At 63.0% G+C, this 16,049-nt stretch carries 18 protein-coding genes; 12 read left to right on the plus strand and 6 right to left on the minus strand.

Going from position 1 to position 16,049, the window contains the following annotated elements; genetic code table 11:
• The first annotated feature begins 21 nt into the window (after positions 1–21).
• The 8 genes from AMK02_RS05995 (at position 22) to AMK02_RS06030 (ending at position 6,157) form a co-directional block, all read left to right on the plus strand.
• A complete protein-coding gene (locus tag AMK02_RS05995; RefSeq protein ID WP_064801164.1) occupies positions 22–1,647 on the plus strand; it encodes a cisplatin damage response ATP-dependent DNA ligase in 1,626 nt (541 codons plus the stop codon).
• A 118-nt stretch (positions 1,648–1,765) separates the two neighbouring features.
• Positions 1,766–2,689 (plus strand): alpha/beta hydrolase family protein, encoded by a 924-nt coding sequence (locus AMK02_RS06000; RefSeq protein ID WP_064801166.1) that lies wholly within the window; start codon positions 1,766–1,768, stop codon positions 2,687–2,689.
• 198 nt (positions 2,690–2,887) lie between these two features.
• A complete protein-coding gene (locus tag AMK02_RS06005; RefSeq protein WP_064801168.1) occupies positions 2,888–3,694 on the plus strand; it encodes a L,D-transpeptidase in 807 nt (268 codons plus the stop codon).
• Between the two features lie 139 nt (positions 3,695–3,833).
• Positions 3,834–4,568, plus strand: a complete 735-nt coding sequence (locus AMK02_RS06010) for a L,D-transpeptidase family protein (protein WP_064801170.1) — start codon at positions 3,834–3,836, stop codon at positions 4,566–4,568.
• 257 nt (positions 4,569–4,825) lie between these two features.
• Complete coding sequence (locus AMK02_RS06015; protein ID WP_011424508.1) at positions 4,826–5,035, plus strand: cold-shock protein; 210 nt, start codon at positions 4,826–4,828, stop codon at positions 5,033–5,035.
• A gap of 168 nt (positions 5,036–5,203) precedes the next feature.
• The gene (locus AMK02_RS06020; RefSeq protein ID WP_064801172.1) at positions 5,204–5,488 is read left to right on the plus strand and encodes a hypothetical protein; all 285 of its coding nucleotides are present in this window, start codon (positions 5,204–5,206) and stop codon (positions 5,486–5,488) included.
• 55 nt (positions 5,489–5,543) lie between these two features.
• Positions 5,544–5,780, plus strand: coding sequence for a 30S ribosomal protein S21 (rpsU, locus tag AMK02_RS06025; protein ID WP_011424510.1), 237 nt, complete (start codon positions 5,544–5,546; stop codon positions 5,778–5,780).
• Positions 5,781–5,920: 140 nt separating this feature from the next.
• Positions 5,921–6,157, plus strand: a complete 237-nt coding sequence (locus AMK02_RS06030; RefSeq protein WP_020920726.1) for a hypothetical protein — start codon at positions 5,921–5,923, stop codon at positions 6,155–6,157.
• A gap of 37 nt (positions 6,158–6,194) precedes the next feature.
• Here the strand turns inward: AMK02_RS06030 and AMK02_RS06035 are convergent, their stop codons facing one another.
• Positions 6,195–6,677, minus strand: coding sequence for a MarR family winged helix-turn-helix transcriptional regulator (locus tag AMK02_RS06035; protein WP_064801174.1), 483 nt, complete (start codon positions 6,675–6,677; stop codon positions 6,195–6,197).
• Positions 6,678–6,802: 125 nt separating this feature from the next.
• On the opposite strand from AMK02_RS06035, the gene AMK02_RS06040 reads away from it, so the two are divergent.
• Complete coding sequence (locus AMK02_RS06040; RefSeq protein WP_003569525.1) at positions 6,803–7,225, plus strand: organic hydroperoxide resistance protein; 423 nt, start codon at positions 6,803–6,805, stop codon at positions 7,223–7,225.
• 176 nt (positions 7,226–7,401) lie between these two features.
• Here the strand turns inward: AMK02_RS06040 and AMK02_RS06045 are convergent, their stop codons facing one another.
• The gene (locus AMK02_RS06045; protein ID WP_064801176.1) at positions 7,402–7,917 is read right to left on the minus strand and encodes a MarR family winged helix-turn-helix transcriptional regulator; all 516 of its coding nucleotides are present in this window, start codon (positions 7,915–7,917) and stop codon (positions 7,402–7,404) included.
• Positions 7,918–8,005: 88 nt separating this feature from the next.
• Between AMK02_RS06045 and AMK02_RS06050 the strand changes: the two genes are divergently transcribed.
• The 3 genes from AMK02_RS06050 to AMK02_RS06060 are packed head-to-tail and all read left to right on the plus strand — an operon-like array spanning position 8,006 to position 10,075.
• On the plus strand, positions 8,006–8,734 hold the full coding sequence (locus AMK02_RS06050) for a DUF899 domain-containing protein (protein ID WP_064801178.1): 729 nt from the start codon (positions 8,006–8,008) through the stop codon (positions 8,732–8,734).
• A 43-nt stretch (positions 8,735–8,777) separates the two neighbouring features.
• Positions 8,778–9,245, plus strand: a complete 468-nt coding sequence (locus AMK02_RS06055; RefSeq protein ID WP_064801180.1) for a DUF1579 domain-containing protein — start codon at positions 8,778–8,780, stop codon at positions 9,243–9,245.
• Between the two features lie 50 nt (positions 9,246–9,295).
• A complete protein-coding gene (locus AMK02_RS06060; RefSeq protein ID WP_064801182.1) occupies positions 9,296–10,075 on the plus strand; it encodes a VOC family protein in 780 nt (259 codons plus the stop codon).
• Between the two features lie 235 nt (positions 10,076–10,310).
• Here the strand turns inward: AMK02_RS06060 and AMK02_RS06065 are convergent, their stop codons facing one another.
• The 4 genes from AMK02_RS06065 to AMK02_RS06080 form a co-directional block, all read right to left on the minus strand.
• The gene (locus AMK02_RS06065) at positions 10,311–11,831 is read right to left on the minus strand and encodes an ABC-F family ATP-binding cassette domain-containing protein (RefSeq protein WP_064801183.1); all 1,521 of its coding nucleotides are present in this window, start codon (positions 11,829–11,831) and stop codon (positions 10,311–10,313) included.
• 451 nt (positions 11,832–12,282) lie between these two features.
• Positions 12,283–13,878, minus strand: a complete 1,596-nt coding sequence (locus AMK02_RS06070) for an ABC-F family ATP-binding cassette domain-containing protein (RefSeq protein WP_064801185.1) — start codon at positions 13,876–13,878, stop codon at positions 12,283–12,285.
• 183 nt (positions 13,879–14,061) lie between these two features.
• Positions 14,062–14,235 carry a hypothetical protein gene (locus AMK02_RS06075; RefSeq protein WP_237358335.1) on the minus strand — a complete coding sequence of 58 codons (174 nt, stop codon included), beginning with the start codon at positions 14,233–14,235 and terminating at the stop codon, positions 14,062–14,064.
• A 68-nt stretch (positions 14,236–14,303) separates the two neighbouring features.
• Complete coding sequence (locus AMK02_RS06080; protein ID WP_064801186.1) at positions 14,304–15,860, minus strand: helicase HerA-like C-terminal domain-containing protein; 1,557 nt, start codon at positions 15,858–15,860, stop codon at positions 14,304–14,306.
• Between the last annotated feature and the right edge of the window lie 189 nt (positions 15,861–16,049).

A 16,049-nucleotide genomic window follows, 5' to 3' on the forward strand; every position in this document is an offset into this window, starting at 1 on the left:
CCCCGGAATGCGGAGGCCCACATGAAAGCCTTCGCCGAGCTCCTCGACCGCCTGGTCCTGACCCCCAGCCGCAACGGCAAACTCAAGCTGCTGACCGATTATTTCCGCGACACGCCCGACCCGGACCGCGGTTACGGCCTTGCCGCCATCGCCGGCACGCTTGACGTGCGCAATGTCAAGCCCGCCATGCTACGCGACCTGGCGCTGGAGCGTATAGACGAGGTGCTGTTCCATTATTCCTACGATTATGTCGGCGATCTCGCCGAAACCATTTCGCTTGTCTGGGACAATGAGCGGGATATCGACCGCTCGGCCCTGGCTCAGCCGCGCCTGGGGGAGGTCGTCACCCGCATGAACGGGCTCGGCCGTACCGAAGTGCGCGGCTATGTCCGCGATCTGCTCGACCAGCTGGATTCCTCAGGCCGTTTCGCCTTTATCAAGCTTGCGACCGGCGCGCTGCGCATCGGCGTTTCCGCCCGTCTTGCCAAGCAGGCGCTCGCCGATCTCGGCGGCAAGGATGTCACCGAGATCGAGACCCTCTGGCACGGCCTGCAGCCGCCTTACGAGGCGCTGTTCCAGTGGCTGGCGGGCGACGGCGACAAACCGGCGCTGACGACACCGGCGATCTTCCATTCCGTCATGCTCGCCAATGCGGTGGAGGAGGGGGATCTGGCAGGTCTCGACCCGGCCGACTACGCCGCCGAATGGAAATGGGACGGCATCCGCGTCCAGCTGTCGCGCTCCGGCGACAGGCGCAAGATCTATTCGCGCTCCGGCGACGACATATCGGGCGCCTTTCCCGACATTCTCGAGGCGATCAATTTTTCCGGCGTCGTCGACGGTGAGTTGCTGGTCGGCGGCACTGCCCGCTCCAACAGCCCGACCCGCACCTTCTCCGACCTGCAGCAGCGGCTGAACCGCAAGACGGTGACGGCGAAGATGCTCGACGACTACCCCGCCTTCATCCGCGCCTATGACATGCTTTTTGACGGCGAGGAGGATATTCGCGGCCGCACCTATGTCGAGCGCCGCGGGCGTCTTTCCGAGATCATCGACCGCGCCCCCCATGACCGGTTCGACCTCTCGCCGCTCGTGCCTTTCTCCTCATGGGAGGAGCTCGACGCTCTGCGTGCCGCCCCGCCCGATCCGGTCATCGAGGGCGTGATGATCAAGCGGCGCGACAGCATTTACCAGGCCGGCCGGATGAAAGGCCCCTGGTTCAAGTGGAAGCGCAATCCCTATAATGTCGATGCAGTGCTGATGTATGCCCAGCGCGGCCACGGCAAGCGCTCCAGCTATTATTCCGATTTCACCTTCGGCGTCTGGGCCGATGACGAGGACGGCGAACAGCTGGTGCCGGTGGGAAAGGCCTATTTCGGCTTCACCGATGCCGAACTCGAGCTGCTCGACAAGTTCGTGCGCAACAACACCACCGAGCGTTTCGGCCCGGTGCGCGCCGTGCGCGCCGACAGGGATTTCGGCTTCGTCGTCGAGGTGGCCTTCGAGGGCATCAACCGCTCGACGCGGCACAAATCGGGGGTCGCCATGCGCTTCCCCCGCATCGCCCGCCTTCGCCCCGACAAGCCACCTTACGAGGCCGACCGCCTGCGCACGCTGGTCGCCATGATCGATGCAAAACCGGGTTGAGCTTTGCGCTCCTGTGCAACAATGACGCAGGGCAATATTTTCAACATCATGTGTATTGGCGGCGCCGATTTTCCGATGCAAATCTGGCGTGCCGGGGAAATGATTTAGGTGCTGCGTCATGAGCTCGCATGAACAAAATTCTTTTCTCCGCCAACGCCGCGCCGTCCTGGCGGGGCTCGCCGGCGCACTCGTCCTGCCGCGCATGGCGGCCGCCTTCGATGTCCCGGACGAGCCGCGCCTTGCCAAGCACGACTATGCCGCGGTCCGCCGCCGGTTCCGCACGAAACTCCTGCAGAAGGGGCCGGCGCCGGACAAATACGAACCGCTGACCGCGCCTGCCGACGCCGAGAAGATCTTCTACCGCTCCGGCTATGGCGGCGAACTGGAATTGGCGGCCTGGGTCTCCAGATACAAGCGCGAGCGCACCGCCAGGCCGGCCGTGCTCTTCCTGCACGGCGGCAATGCCATGGGTGTCGGCCACTGGCAGCTGATGAAGCCCTATATGGATGCGGGTTATGTCGTGATGATGCCGTCGCTGCGCGGCGAGAACGGCCAGAGGGGCAATTTCTCCGGCTTCTACGATGAGGTCGACGATGTGCTTGCCGCCACCGAGCGCCTGGCGCATCTGCCGGGCGTCGATCCCGGCCGCCTGTTCATCGCCGGCCACAGCATCGGCGGCACTCTGACCATGCTGGCGGCGATGAGCACCCAAAAATTCCGTGCCGCCGCGCCGATATCGGGCAATCCCAACGCCTTCCGCTTCTTCAGCCGCTATCCCCAGGACATCCGTTTCGACGACAGCAATGCGCATGAATTCGAGGTGCGTTCGGCGCTCTGTTACGCCCACAGCTTCAAATGCCCCATCCGGGTGGTTCACGGCACGGAAGAGTCGCATTTCAACGACCGCGCCGATCTGCTCGCCCGCCGCGCCCGCGCCGCGGGCATCCATATTGAAACCGACACCGTCGCCGGCAACCACACTTCGGCGCTGCCGGCCGAGATCGAACAGAGCATCCGCTTCTTCCACGGGGTGGCGGCGTAAGCTCTGCCGATGCCGGCGAGGCTGGCGGAGCATGATGGACGGTTGATTTCGCATGAGCGCGCCGTCCCCGATCCTGGTAGCGGGTTGATCATTTACTCGTCTTGATCTTTTCCGCTCCAACGCCAGCCTCGCGCCAGCCGCGGGTGCCATCCTGGCGGAAGATATCGCTGTCTTGCCGATCGTTGATAGGGTGGTCCCATGAATTTTCTGCGCCGGGTTTTCCCGATTGCCGGGCTTATGATTGCTGTCGCGCCGCTCAGTGGCTGCAACATCCTGATCCCCGATGTCGCTGCCGATTCGCCCGCCCGCTTCGTCCAGGAAACCTCGCCGGTCTTCTACCAGCCGCCGGGCGTCGATCCGCGCCGGGTGCGGCCGATCCCCGATCAGCCGGTGCCGCAGACGCGCGAACTCTACAAGACCCAGTTCCACCAGACCTACGGCCTGCCGGTCACGAACCCGCTGCATATGGCGATGTATGGCGAGCTGCGCGACGAGGATTTTACCCTGCCGGCGATTCCTGTCAGCCGCGTTCAGCCACAATTCTTGCGTCAGGAGGTCGACTACCAGACGACCGAACGCCCCGGCACCGTCGTCGTCGATACCAAGGCGCGTTTCCTCTATTTCGTCGAGGCGAACGGCAAGGCGATGCGCTACGGCGTCGGCCTCGGCCGCGACGGTTACGCCTGGTCGGGCCGCGGCGTCATCCAGTGGAAGCAGAAGTGGCCGCGCTGGACACCGCCGGTCGAAATGGTCTCGCGTCAGCCGGAAGTTCGCGCCTTTTCGGCGGAAAACGGCGGCATGAATCCCGGACTTCAGAACCCGCTCGGTGCGCGCGCCATGTATATCTTCAGGGACGGCCAGGATACGCTCTATCGCATCCACGGCACGCCCGACTGGCAGTCGATCGGCAAGGCGACGTCGTCGGGCTGCGTGCGCATGCTGAACCAGGATGTCGTCGATCTCTACGACCGGCTTCCCCCCAAGGCTGAGATCGTTGTGATGTAGCGCTGCAACAGCGCTCTTCATATCGTCGGCTCCATCAGGAACACGTCTGCGTGAAGCTATGGTTTATTTGGCGCAAGCCGATAGATTTCCTCATGTCGCCACCCCGGCGTCACGCATCAAAGGAAATCAGTCCCGCGTCATGAGCTTCGATAGACATCTTTCCCGCCGCAGCTTTCTTTCCTTTTCGGCACTGACCGCAGCCTCGGCGCTCACCGGCTGCGCCTCCACGGTCAACACGGTCACCTCGGGCGACACGTCGATTATCTACCGTTCGCCGGGCCGCCTGTTCCAGTCGCCGGCAGCCTCGAGCGTGCCGAGCGGGCCCGAGCTTGCCGTCATGTACGGCCCGATCGAGGACGGCGGCTTCCTCATTCCCGCCGTTCCCTATGAACAGATTGATCCGCGCTACTATCGCCAGCGTGTCCTCGACCCCACCGGCCAACCGCCCGGCACCATCGTCGTCGATACGCCGTCGCGCTTCCTCTATCTCGTCCAGGCCGATGGCATGGCGATGCGCTACGGCGTCGGCATCGGTCGCGAGGGCTTCGCCTGGCAGGGATCGGGCGTCATCCAGTGGCGTCAGAAATGGCCGCGCTGGAAGCCGCCGAACGAGATGGTCGCCCGCCAGCCGGAACTAGTCAAATATTCGATCGATAACGGCGGCATGGAGCCGGGCCTGAAAAATCCGCTCGGCGCCCGCGCCCTCTATATCTTCTCGAATGGAGAGGATACGCTCTACCGCCTGCACGGCAATCCCGACTGGCGCTCGATCGGCAAGGCCGTTTCCTCGGGCTGCGTCAGGTTGATGAACCAGGACATCATCGATCTCTACGACCGCGTTCCGACAAAGGCGCCGATCGTCGTCTGGCAGTGATGCTGCCGGGGCGGTCGCCAGCCGGCCGCCTCCGGCAATTTTTCTCGGCAAATGCTTTCCCTTTCGCCGCCTGTAAAGGAATTTATTTTCGAAAATCCATTGCTTAATTCGGTAAACCCCCTACATGGGGCGTATCGAATATTGCTTGTGACCCTTTGTCCATGCGCTCCGTGCGCTTCGTCAGATCTCGTCTCAACATCGATATTGCCCGCGGAATCGGTCCCGGGCGCACTCAAACGGTTGAAAAGGAGATCGTTATGAATTCAGGCGTCGTCAAGTGGTTCAATGGCACCAAGGGTTTTGGCTTCATCCAGCCCGATGATGGTTCCACGGACGTTTTCGTCCATATTTCGGCAGTCGAACGCGCCGGCATGCGCGAACTCACCGAAGGTCAGAAGGTCCGCTACGATCTGGTCCGCGACAAGCGGTCCGGCAAGAATTCGGCCGATAACCTTCAGGCCGCATGATTGTCGTTCGCCTGGGCTGACCAGAGATTGCGGCGAGCTGACCACGGATGTACTGGCAGCGCGCTGACCATCAAAGGCAGCTTTGTGGCTGAATGACTGAAAGAGGTCGGGTTCAAGCCCGGCCTTTTTGTTTTGAAATTGAGCAGCCGAAGAGTTGAGGGACGCTGAATGAGCAGATCAAGCTATAAAGTCGGCGACATGATCGTGCTGAAGTCCGGCCTGACCCGCACGGCAAAGGCAGACAAGCGGTGCCGGATCGCCAGCATCCTGCCCAACGATCATGGGCACGTGCAATATCGCGTTCAGTTCACCGGCGAGAATTTCGAGCGCCGCATCACCGAGGACGATATCGACATCGGGGAATCGCCACGGCGGGCGTCACTCGAGGCGGCTGCCAAAGCCGATGACGCCGAGCCATGGCTGAAATTTTCGGGAATCCGCATGGGCAAGTAGCCCGCCATTTTCATCACATGACAGCGGCCTCGCCGCCAACAGGAAGGATATTCGTTTGCAGGTACTCGTCAGGGATAATAATGTCGATCAGGCGTTGCGCGTGCTTAAGAAAAAGATGCAGCGCGAAGGACTTTTCCGGGAAATGAAAGCGCGCAGCGCCTATGAGAAGCCGTCGGAGAAGCGTGCCCGCGAAAAAGGGGAGGCCGTTCGCCGCCAGCGCAAGCTTGCCCGCAAGAAGCTGCAGCGCGAGGGCCTGCTGCCGGCGCCGAAAAAGGCTGTCCGCGCTCGCTGATCCGGCCGTGGCATGCCGGCCGTGGTGTCACGGGCCGGTCGCCACATCTCGGCTTTGTCGAATCGCGTCCTGGCCGTAAAATGATGTTGGCAGCCGCAATGCAAGGATCAAACGCCGCCATCATCTGAGAAAGGGGGCACATGACCGCCACCAAGGGAGAATTCTTCAACCCCGCCAAGCTGTCGTCCCGCGACAAGGCGGAGGCCACCGATCACACGGCGCGCGCCATTATCGCAGCCGAAGCATCGGCCCGTGACAAGAAGACGGAGAAGCTGAGGGCGCTGCGTCTGCAGCAGGCCGCCGAAGAAGCGGAAGCCTCACCTCCGCCTGCAAAAAAGCGGCGCTCAACTGCGAAGGTCGCCAAGCGGCGCTCCTGATCCCGCCATAGCCGCCACGGGCTCGGGGCAGGGACTTTCAGCCGTCGCCGACCCGGCTGAGATTGGCCCGCAGCCGATGCAGCATGTCGCGCATCTCGGCCATTTCCTCGATCGTGCAGCCGGCGGCTTTCCCGATCGCCGTCATGATCTTATCGACCTCTCCCTTCATCGCCTCACCTTTCGGCGTCAGCGACACGATCACCTGTCGCTCGTCGCGCAGATCGCGGATGCGCTTGATCAGCCCGCTCTGTTCCAGCCGCTTCAACAGCGGCGACAGCGTGCCGGAATCGAGGTCCAACTGCTCGCCGATCGTCTTCACCGGCAGCGCACTGCGCTCCCACAGCACCAGCATCACGAGATATTGCGGATAGGTGAGGCCGACCCTGTCGAGGATCGGTTTATAGGCGCGGGTAAAAGCATGCGCTGTCGCATAGACCGCAAAGCACAGCTGCTTTTCCAGCCGCTTCTCCTCCTCAGGTATCTCCATCGTCTTTGCCGTTAGCGCTTTCATATCCGTCATCCCCGAGGCTGCGATTGTCTTCTTTCCATCCGTGAAATGCAATTTGCAAAATTCACTTGTGTGCAATTTAATTGTGCGATAGTAAAACTCCAACCCGATCGAAGGGCCAACCAAAGGAGATCGTCATGCCTATTCTTTATACGACCAAAGCCTCCGCCACCGGCGGCCGCGCCGGCCGCGCCGTTTCCGAAAACGGCGTTCTGGACGTGACGCTGACCGTTCCCAAGGAACTCGGCGGCGACGGCGCGACCGGCACCAATCCCGAACAGCTCTTCGCTGCCGGCTATTCCGCCTGCTTCCTCGGTGCCTTGAAATTTGTTGCAGGCCAGCAGAAGGTCAAGATTCCGGAAGAGACCACCGTCTCGGCCAAGGTCGGCATCGGCCCGCGCGAAGACGGCACCGGCTTCGGCATCGAAGTGGCCCTGACGGTCAATATTCCCGGTCTCGACCGTGAAACCGCCGAAAAGCTCGCCGCCGCGGCCCACATCGTCTGCCCCTACAGCCACGCCATGCGCACCTCGACCGAAGTTCCGGTCACGGTCGCCTGATCCCGGCGATTCAGCGCCTTGGAATTGCCCCTCACCCTAACCCTCTCCCCGTTCTGACGGGGCGAGGGGACGTGCCCTGCGAAAGGCCGGCGTGGGACGGAGAGGGTGTGGCATATCCCCTTCTCCCCGTCAGAACGGGGAGAAGGTGCCGGCAGGCGGATGAGGGGCAGGTCGCCCTAAGCGCCCCTTACCCGCCCGCTATAACGCCGCCGGCGCGACCCCTCAGCCGGTTTCGGCGCATCCACCCCCGACAGCGCCTGCAGATCCTGCCGCAGCCGCGTAACGCCGCCGCCCGGCAATCCGTCGTCGAGGGCCGCATGCGTGCTTTCCCAGATCGGCAGTGCCTTTGCCAGCACCGCCTTGCCTTCCGCCGTAAGGCTGAGCAGGCGGCCACGCCGGTCCCTCGGGTTCTCCACCACCGTCACCCAGCCCTTCCGCTGTAAGGGCTTCAGCGCCGCCGTCAGCGTCGTCTGGTCCATGGCGAGCAGGGCGGCGACCGGCCCCATCGGCGGCGGTTCCGGCCGGTTCAGCGACATCATCAGGGAAAACTGCCCGTTGGTGAGGCCGGCCGGCCGCAGCGCATCGTCGAACAGCCGGGCAAGCGCGCGGGCTGCCCGCTGCACATGCAGGCAGAGGCAGGTGTCGCGCACCAGCAGCGTCGTCGAAAACGGAATCTCGATCGAATTTGACATGCGCAATTTATATTGATATCAATGTAATTAGTCAAGGAGAAGGAGATGAGCCGGCTTCACCGGCAGGCGCCGGAGGAGGGCGCATTCCATGCAGAATGAGGTTGTGTCCCGCGAGGAATGGCTGGAGGCCCGGCGTGCCCTGCTCTTGAAGGAAAAGGAGGCGACGAAGCTGCGCGACGGCATCAATGCCGAGCGCATGGCGCTGCCCTGGGTGAAGGTCGACAAGGATTATGTCTTCGAAACGCCCGAGGGAAAGAAGTCGCTCGCCGATCTCTTCGATGGCCGCAGCCAGCTTTTGATCTATCATTTCATGCTCGGTCCCGACTGGCAGGCCGGCTGCCCCGGCTGCTCCTTCCTGTCGGATCACGTCGATGGCGCCCTGCCGCATCTCAACCATCACGACGTCACCTGGGTCGCTGTTTCGCGTGCCCCGCTCGAGAAGATCGCCGCCTACAAAAAGCGCATGGGCTGGAAATTCCCCTGGGTCTCGTCCTTCGGCAGCGATTTCAATTTCGATTATCACGTCTCTTTCAGTCCGGAGGACCTTGCCAAAGACAAAGTCTTCTACAATTTCACTTCTATCGAGCCGGCTGAGGCCCATGACGAACTGTCGGGCCTCAGTGCCTTCTACCGCAACGATAAGGGCGAGGTCTTCCATACCTATTCGAGCTATGCCCGCGGGCCGGAAGAACTGATCGGAACCCTGATGATCCTCGACCGCGCGCCGAAGGGCCGCAACGAGGAAAGCACCATGAATTTCGTGCGCCGCCATGACGAATATGAGGATGCTCCGAAGACATCGTCCTGCTGTCACTGAGCAATCAAACCTCCTGGATATCGTCATTCGAAGGGAGAAGAGAATGATGAAGGCCGCCGAAGTGCTGAAAGAGCATTCCTTTTTGGAAAGACTGGTCGGCGACTGGAGCGTCAGCGCACCCGAGATGTCCGACGGCAACGACTGGGCGGAGACCGTCCGCTCGCTCCACGGCATCTGGTTTGTCGCCGAAGGGACCGGCCATATGCCCGATGGCAAGCCGGCCACCACGATCCTGACGCTCGGCTACAACGCCGAAAAGAACAAATATGTCGGCAGCTGGATCGGCAGCATGATGGACTATATGTGGGTCTATGAGGGCGAGGTCGACGCCTCCGGCAATGTGCTCGACCTCTATACGACTGGACCCGACTTCAGCGGCGATGGCTTCGCCGACTACCGCGAGTGCATCACCTTCGTCGACGACAATCACCGCACTTTCACCTCCAGCGCCAGGCAGGAGGACGGCTCGTGGAAGCAGTTCATGGAAGCACATTACATCCGCAAAATCTGACAACCACGGCGCCCCTAGCGAAAGGGCGGCGTCAGAAGAGGGAGAGCATGATGTCCAAGATGCATGGAAAGTTCATCTGGTGTGAGCTGATGACCCCCGACACCGCAGCCGCCGCAAAATTCTACAGCTCCGTCGTCGGCTGGACCACCTCCGAAATGAAGGTGGAAGGCATGCCGACCTATACCGTCTTCGAGGCGAACGGTATTGGCGTTGCCGGCCTGATGGAGTTTCCGCCCGAGCTCGCAGGCCAGGGCATACCGCCGAACTGGACGGGCTATGTCGGCGTCGACGATGTCGACCAGACGGCAAAGGATTTCGCCGCCAATGGCGGGGCGGTGCGCCGTCCGCCGCAGGACATCCCGACGATCGGCCGCTTCGCCGTGGTCGCCGATCCGCATGGCGCCGTCATTTGCATCATGACGCCGGCGCCGATGGAGCAGACCCGGCCGGAACTGGCCCCCGACGCGCCCGGCAATATCGGCTGGCGCGAGCTCTACGCCGGCAACGGCAAAGAGGCGCTGGACTTTTATTCCAGGCGGTTCGGCTGGACGAAGGACAGCGAAATGGACATGGGGCCGATGGGCGTCTACTACATCTTCGCCCATGACGGCCGGCAGACCGGCGGCATGATGACGAAGCCGGACAACCTGCCGATGACCTTCTGGTGCTACTATTTCATCGTGCCGGCACTCGATGCCGCGATCGAACGCGTCACCTCAGGCGGCGGCAAGGTCGTCAACGGCCCGATGGAGGTCCCCGGCGGCAGCTGGATCATCCAGGCCACCGACCCCCAGGGCGCCTTCTTCTGCCTGGTGGCGCCGAAGCGGTAGTGATTGGGCTGCTTTTGGGGTCGTGCCGCCGGCCCCCTCATCCGCCCTACGGGCACCTTCTCCCCGCTGGGGAGAAGGGGGTCGCGGATGCTGCGCCTACAAGACAGCCCGCGGCATAGCAACGAGTCTCTTCTCCCCATGGGGGTCCGAAGGACGGGCCGAGACCCCTGGCTCTACCCAGGCAAAGGTGGCGGCAGCCGGATGAGGGGGCTGCACGGCACGCCGCCGCCATCCATCACCCCGCCACAGAAGCAAAAAACCCCTCCGGGCTCTCCACCTCCACCAGCCGCTTCTTCTCGATCAGCCAGAAGCGGTTTCCCACCGCCCGCACGAAGCTGCGGTCGTGCGAGACCAGCAGGCAGCTCGCCTCGTGCGCCATCAGCTCGTTCTCCAGCGCTTCCTGCCCCTCGATATCGAGATGGTTGGTCGGCTCGTCCAGCAGATAGAAGTTCGGCTCCGTCAGCCTCAGCACCAGCATGCCGAGCCGCGCCTTTTGGCCGCCGGACAGCTGGCCGATCGGTTTTGACTGCATGTCGATCGTTATGCCGGCTCCGGCGAGCAGCGCCCGCGCCCGCTGGTCGCCGACATCGAAGCGGCGGATGATCGTGCCGATCGGCGTGTCCCTGTCGGCAAGATCGGCAAGCGCCTGGTCGCCATAGCCGAGAACCAGCGACGGCGTCGCCTTGATCCCGCCCGGCGCCGCCTCCGGCCTTTCGATCGCCTGCTTCAGCATCGTCACCAGCCGCGACTTGCCGGCGCCGTTGTGGCCAAGGAGTACGATGCAGTCATCCTGGCAGATAAATTGCCGGCCGGTCCTGAAGAGCAGCGTTCCATCCGGCGTCGTCACCGCGGCGTCCTCCAGCGTCAGCAGCACCTTGGCATGCGTGCCGCGGTTGGCAAGCCGGATGGCGCCGGCCGAGCGTTCCAGATGTGCCGGTTTTACCGCATCCTCCAGCTTCTCCGCCCGCTGCTTCAGCTGCTTCGTCTTGACGACGAGCAGGTCGCTGCCGGAATTGATCCCGATGTTCTTGAGCTTGGCCGCCTGCTTGCGCAATTGTTCCGCCGTCTTCATGTCGCGCTCGTAGCGCCGCGCTTCGGCGGCGTCGATCTCGTCAAGAGCGGCGCGTGCGCTGCTATAGGGGAGCGCAAAGACCGGCGATTGCTCCGGCCGCAGGAACAGCGTCCTGTTCGTCGTCGCATCGAGGAAGGCGCGGTCGTGGCTGGAGAGGATGACCGGCACGTCACGCGGCAGCGCATTCAGCCAGCTTTCCAGCTGCGCGATCTTTTTGAGGTCGAGATGGTTGGTCGGCTCGTCGAGCAGCAGCACGTCTGGCTCGGTGACCGAGCTGCGGGCGATCATCGCCAGCCGCTGCCAGCCGCCGCTCAACTGCTTCAGAGGCCGGCCGCGCATCATCTCCGGGACTTCGAGCGATTCCAGCACGACATCGACGCGCCAGCTCTCGCTTTCGGCCTGATCGGCCGGCAGCGCCTGCAGCACCGCATCATAGAATGGCGTGTCGGAAAGTGCGGCCGGCACATTCTGCGCGACATGGCCGATCGTGAGCCCGCGGGTCTTAGTGATCTCGCCCTCGCTCGGCTCCAGCGCGCCGGTGATACAGGCAAGCAGGGTGGATTTCCCGCGGCCGTTGGCGGCGACGAGACCAATGCGGTCGCCTGAATTGACGACGAGATTGAGGTTGGAAAACAGCGGATTGGCGAGCGTCACGCCGAGATTGCGGATGTTGATGAGGGTCATGTTCGTTCTCTGGTCCTGACCGGGGGCAGGCGCAATCGGCGGCATCAGCCCATCACGGATTGCGTCCTTGAGGCCCGGGAATAAAAGGAATGCGCGCTGTCATCTGACGGCGGCGCATCGGCCACGAAGGGCAGACCAGGAAGAGATGTGAAAGCGTCTCTGGTCAGCCCTGCAAACGCATTTGCAGGGCGTCGACGGGACCACGCTGGCGATGATGCCGGAAATAATACTGCATGACGTGATCCTCCTTTCTCGAAAGAGTTGCAGGAGGGAAATACCATTGCCGGCAAAATGAGGCAAGGGAGGCGACGTCGGAGGGATGCAGGAAGCAATGTTGCGGCGTGCTTCGAGGCTACGCCTCTCGGGCTTCGCACCTCAGCATGAGGGACGTTGGAGGATGCCGCGCTCCTGAAAGGCGGGCGGGAATGGGGAAAGGCAGCTCCCCCTAAAATCACCCACCCACATAGCCGCCCGGCAATTCCAGCCGCCGCGTTATGCCGATGTTTTCGAGAAACGTCTCGTCGTGGCTGACGACGATCAGCGCCCCGTCATAGGCGCCGAGACCCGCCTCGACCGCCGATATTGAGTCGATGTCGAGATGGTTGGTGGGCTCGTCGAGGATCAGCAGCGGCGGTGGTGCGGCGCCGAGTGTGCAGGCAAGGCTGGCGCGCAGCAATTGGCCGCCGCTGAGCGTCGAAACCGTCTGTAGCGCCGCATCGGCCCTGAACATGAAGCGGGCCAGCGCGGCCCGGCAGGTGTTTTCATCCGCTTGCGGATTGATCCGGCGGAAATTGTCGCGGATCGAGGCTGACGGATCGAGAAGGCCGACCTTCTGGTCGAGCATCGCAAAACCGGTCATCACCGCGACCGTGCCGGCCCAGGCTTTCAGCTCGCCGGTAATGAGTGCGAGCATCGTCGTCTTGCCCGAGCCGTTCGCCCCGGTAATGGCGATGCGTTCCGGTCCCGTCACGTCGAAAGAGAGATCGCAGATGACGGGTTCATCAGGCCGGTAACCTGCCGTCACGCCGTCGATCTTCAGCACGATCTTGCTGGTCGGCAGTCCCGTCGGCGGCAGGCTCACCGATAGCGGCTGCAGGATCTCGATCTTCTCGCGCGCCGCCTTTGCGTCTTCCTGTGCCGCCGCGCGCCGGCGTTCGGCAAGGCGGGCGTTGTCGCCGCCGGTCGTTTCGCTCCGCTCCTTCATACCGCCGAGCAGGATGCGCGGGATGCCGCCCTTGGCCACCGTCTTCCGCCCGGCGCTGTCCCGGCGCGCCTGACGCTCCACCGTCGCCTGCGTCTTGCGCGCCACCTCGGCCATGCGCTTTTCGGCATCGGCGAGGTCATGCTGGGCTGCGGCCAGCTCCAGCGCCTTGCGCTCGCGATAATGGCTCCAGTTGCCGCCATAGCGGGTGGCGCCGAGCGACGTCAGTTCGACGATCTGATCGACGCTTTCGAGCAGTTCCCGGTCATGGCTGACGATGATCGCGCCGGCCCGCCAGCCTGACATCAGCGCGATTACCGCTTCGCGGCCGTCGCGGTCGAGATTGTTGGTGGGTTCGTCGAGCAGCAGGAAATCCGGCTCGGCAAAAACCAGCGCGGCCAGCCCGGCCCGCGTGCGCTGCCCGCCGGAGAGCGCGGCAAGCGGCGTCTGCGGTTCCGCGTCGAGCCCGGTGCGGCCGAGTGCTGCGGCGATGCGCGCCGGCAGCATCCAGTCGGCCGCAGCAAGCTGGTCGGCGGTTGCCCTGCCGGCTTCGGCACGGTGGAGAACGGCAAGTGCAGCGGTGACACCGAAGAGATCGGCGATGGTCTCCTCCGGCGCGACCTGCACGCTCTGGCGCAGAATGCCGAGGCTGCCGCTGACCGAGATCGTCCCGGCATACGGCCGGATCTCACCGGAGACAAGCTTCAGCAGCGTCGTCTTGCCGACGCCGTTGCGGCCGACGAGACCGGTGCGCTCCGGCCCGAAGCTCAGGTCGAGATTGGAAAAAAGCGGCCGCCCGTCAGGCGCGGACCACGAAATCTGGGAGAGGGTGATGGATGCAGGCATGGATCTGAATATCCCCGTTGGCAAGGCGAACTGGCGTTGCGATCGGGTTGAAATCCATTGCGGCACACATCCTGTTGAAATGATTGATGGCTGCGAATTTAGGGAATGAAGATGTCAGGTTCAAGATCCTCGGCCCGCCGGCAGTCCGATTCTACCTCGCTGTGGTATTCGGGTGCTCTGCGGCTACACGGTCTGCTTGACGTAAATCTCAGGATCAAAATCAACGCGCTTGGCTTTTCCGTCGGGTGTTTTCAAGACAAGCTCGACGCCGCCGCCCAGAGAATGCATGTACCGCACGATTGACGATAGCAGGACATCGTCAGCGCTTTCGATTTTCGACACGGTATTTTGTGTCATGGCGGCGCGCGCGGCAACAATTGCACCTTTGTCTCGCTCTCTTCTCAGCGAGGGGGAAGAGAGCGAAGCTATCGCTTCAAGCTCCCCAGGATCCCGCGCACCAGCGCCCGGCCGACCTGGGTCGCCACGGTGCGCGCCACGCTCTTCATCGCCGCTTCCACTACCGTTTCGCGCTGATAGCCGGACCGGCCGCGCGATTGGCCGCGGCCCTGGCGGTTGTCGTCATCGCCGCCAAAGCCCGGCAGGTTCCAGCCGGAGGTCGTGCCCTGCTGTTCGGCCGCTTCCTCCTGGGCCCGCTTGGCGGCCTCGGCTTCCGCCGCTTTTTTGGCGCGCGCCGCCAGCATCTCGAAGGCGGATTCGCGGTCGACGTCTTCGTCATAGATGCCGAGAACCGGGCTTCTGTCCATCACCTGCTGGCGTTCGCCGTCGGTCAGCGGGCCGACGCGGCCCGACGGCGGGCGGATCAGCGTGCGCTCGACGATCGACGGCGCGCCCTTGGCCTCCAGCGTCGAGACCAGCGCCTCGCCGGTGCCGAGATTGGTGATGACGGTGGCGCAGTCGAAGGCCGGGTTGGGGCGGAAGGTATCGGCCGCCGTCTTCACCGCCTTCTGTTCGCGCGGCGAATAGGCGCGCAGCGCATGCTGGGCGCGGTTGCCGAGCTGGGCGAGCACCGTTTCCGGCACGTCGAGCGGGTTCTGCGTGACGAAATAGACGCCGACGCCCTTGGAGCGGATCAGCCGCACCACCTGCTCGACGCGTTCGACCAGAACCTTCGGCGCGTCGTTGAACAGCAGATGCGCTTCGTCGAAGAAGAAGACGAGCTTCGGCTTTTCCGGATCGCCCACCTCAGGCAGTTCCTCGAACAGCTCCGACAGCAACCAGAGCAGGAAGGTGGCGTAAAGGCGCGGATTCATCATCAGCTTGTCGGCGGCAAGCACCGAAATCTGGCCGTAGCCATTATTGCTGGTGCGCATGATGTCGGAGATCTTCAGCGCCGGCTCGCCGAAGAAATGTTCCGCACCCTGCTGTTCGAGAACGAGTAGCGCCCGCTGGATCGAGCCGACCGAGGCCTTGGAGATCAGACCGTACTGGCTGGAAAGCTCGGTGGCATTCTCGCCCATATAGTTCAAAAGCGAGGTGAAATCCTTGAGATCGAGCAGCGGCAGGCCGGCCTGATCGGCGATTTTGAAGGCGATGTTGATGACGCCTTCCTGCGGCTCGGAAGCGTCCATCAGCCGGGCGAGCAACAGCGGCCCCATCTCGGCGACGGTGGTGCGCACCCGGTGGCCCTTCTGCCCGAACAGATCCCAGAAAATCACCGGAAACTGGTCGAATTCATAATCGCTGAAACCGATCTGCTCGGCGCGCTTGGTGAGAAAATCCTTGGCCTCGCCTTTGGCGGCGATGCCGGAAAGATCGCCTTTGATATCGGCGGCAAAGACCGGAACGCCGGCCCGGGAAAAGCCTTCCGCCAGCACCTGCAGCGTCACCGTCTTGCCGGTGCCGGTGGCGCCGGTGACGAGGCCGTGGCGGTTGCCGAATTTCAGGTCGAGATATTCCGGCTTGTTGATGCTGTCGTCGGGATTGCGGCTCGCGCCGATGAAAATCTTGCCGTCCTCGATCATCCCCATGCTCCCTTCGGCTCTGCCGCCGTTTGTTGAGAAGGTCCGGCTTGCGCCGCCTTCATCGAACCATCGTTTCCCTGTTATAAGCAGGCAGGCAGATGCGGACAACTGTTTGCATGGCAAGCGAAACCGCTGGCTTGAGTTGCACTCGAATCTCGAATAACGTTGACGTTAACGTCAAAATATCAG

Origin of the sequence: Rhizobium sp. N731, from assembly GCF_001664145.1 — a bacterium.
GTDB classification, from domain to species: domain Bacteria; phylum Pseudomonadota; class Alphaproteobacteria; order Rhizobiales; family Rhizobiaceae; genus Rhizobium; species Rhizobium esperanzae.

Bases quoted from the DNA above. Each gene is read 5' to 3' on its own strand.
- AMK02_RS06060 (WP_064801182.1), top strand. From the start codon at position 9,296: ATGTCCAAGATGCATGGAAAGTTCATCTGGTGTGAGCTGATGACCCCC.
- AMK02_RS06005 (WP_064801168.1), top strand. From the start codon at position 2,888: ATGAATTTTCTGCGCCGGGTTTTCCCGATTGCCGGGCTTATGATTGCT.
- AMK02_RS06035 (WP_064801174.1), bottom strand. From the start codon at position 6,677: ATGACGGATATGAAAGCGCTAACGGCAAAGACGATGGAGATACCTGAG.
- AMK02_RS06030 (WP_020920726.1), top strand. From the start codon at position 5,921: ATGACCGCCACCAAGGGAGAATTCTTCAACCCCGCCAAGCTGTCGTCC.
- AMK02_RS06050 (WP_064801178.1), top strand. From the start codon at position 8,006: ATGCAGAATGAGGTTGTGTCCCGCGAGGAATGGCTGGAGGCCCGGCGT.
- AMK02_RS06010 (WP_064801170.1), top strand. From the start codon at position 3,834: ATGAGCTTCGATAGACATCTTTCCCGCCGCAGCTTTCTTTCCTTTTCG.
- AMK02_RS06045 (WP_064801176.1), bottom strand. From the start codon at position 7,917: ATGTCAAATTCGATCGAGATTCCGTTTTCGACGACGCTGCTGGTGCGC.
- AMK02_RS06015 (WP_011424508.1), top strand. From the start codon at position 4,826: ATGAATTCAGGCGTCGTCAAGTGGTTCAATGGCACCAAGGGTTTTGGC.
- AMK02_RS05995 (WP_064801164.1), top strand. From the start codon at position 22: ATGAAAGCCTTCGCCGAGCTCCTCGACCGCCTGGTCCTGACCCCCAGC.
- AMK02_RS06065 (WP_064801183.1), bottom strand. From the start codon at position 11,831: ATGACCCTCATCAACATCCGCAATCTCGGCGTGACGCTCGCCAATCCG.
- AMK02_RS06055 (WP_064801180.1), top strand. From the start codon at position 8,778: ATGATGAAGGCCGCCGAAGTGCTGAAAGAGCATTCCTTTTTGGAAAGA.
- AMK02_RS06070 (WP_064801185.1), bottom strand. From the start codon at position 13,878: ATGCCTGCATCCATCACCCTCTCCCAGATTTCGTGGTCCGCGCCTGAC.
- AMK02_RS06000 (WP_064801166.1), top strand. From the start codon at position 1,766: ATGAGCTCGCATGAACAAAATTCTTTTCTCCGCCAACGCCGCGCCGTC.
- AMK02_RS06080 (WP_064801186.1), bottom strand. From the start codon at position 15,860: ATGATCGAGGACGGCAAGATTTTCATCGGCGCGAGCCGCAATCCCGAC.
- AMK02_RS06075 (WP_237358335.1), bottom strand. From the start codon at position 14,235: ATGACACAAAATACCGTGTCGAAAATCGAAAGCGCTGACGATGTCCTG.
- AMK02_RS06020 (WP_064801172.1), top strand. From the start codon at position 5,204: ATGAGCAGATCAAGCTATAAAGTCGGCGACATGATCGTGCTGAAGTCC.
- AMK02_RS06040 (WP_003569525.1), top strand. From the start codon at position 6,803: ATGCCTATTCTTTATACGACCAAAGCCTCCGCCACCGGCGGCCGCGCC.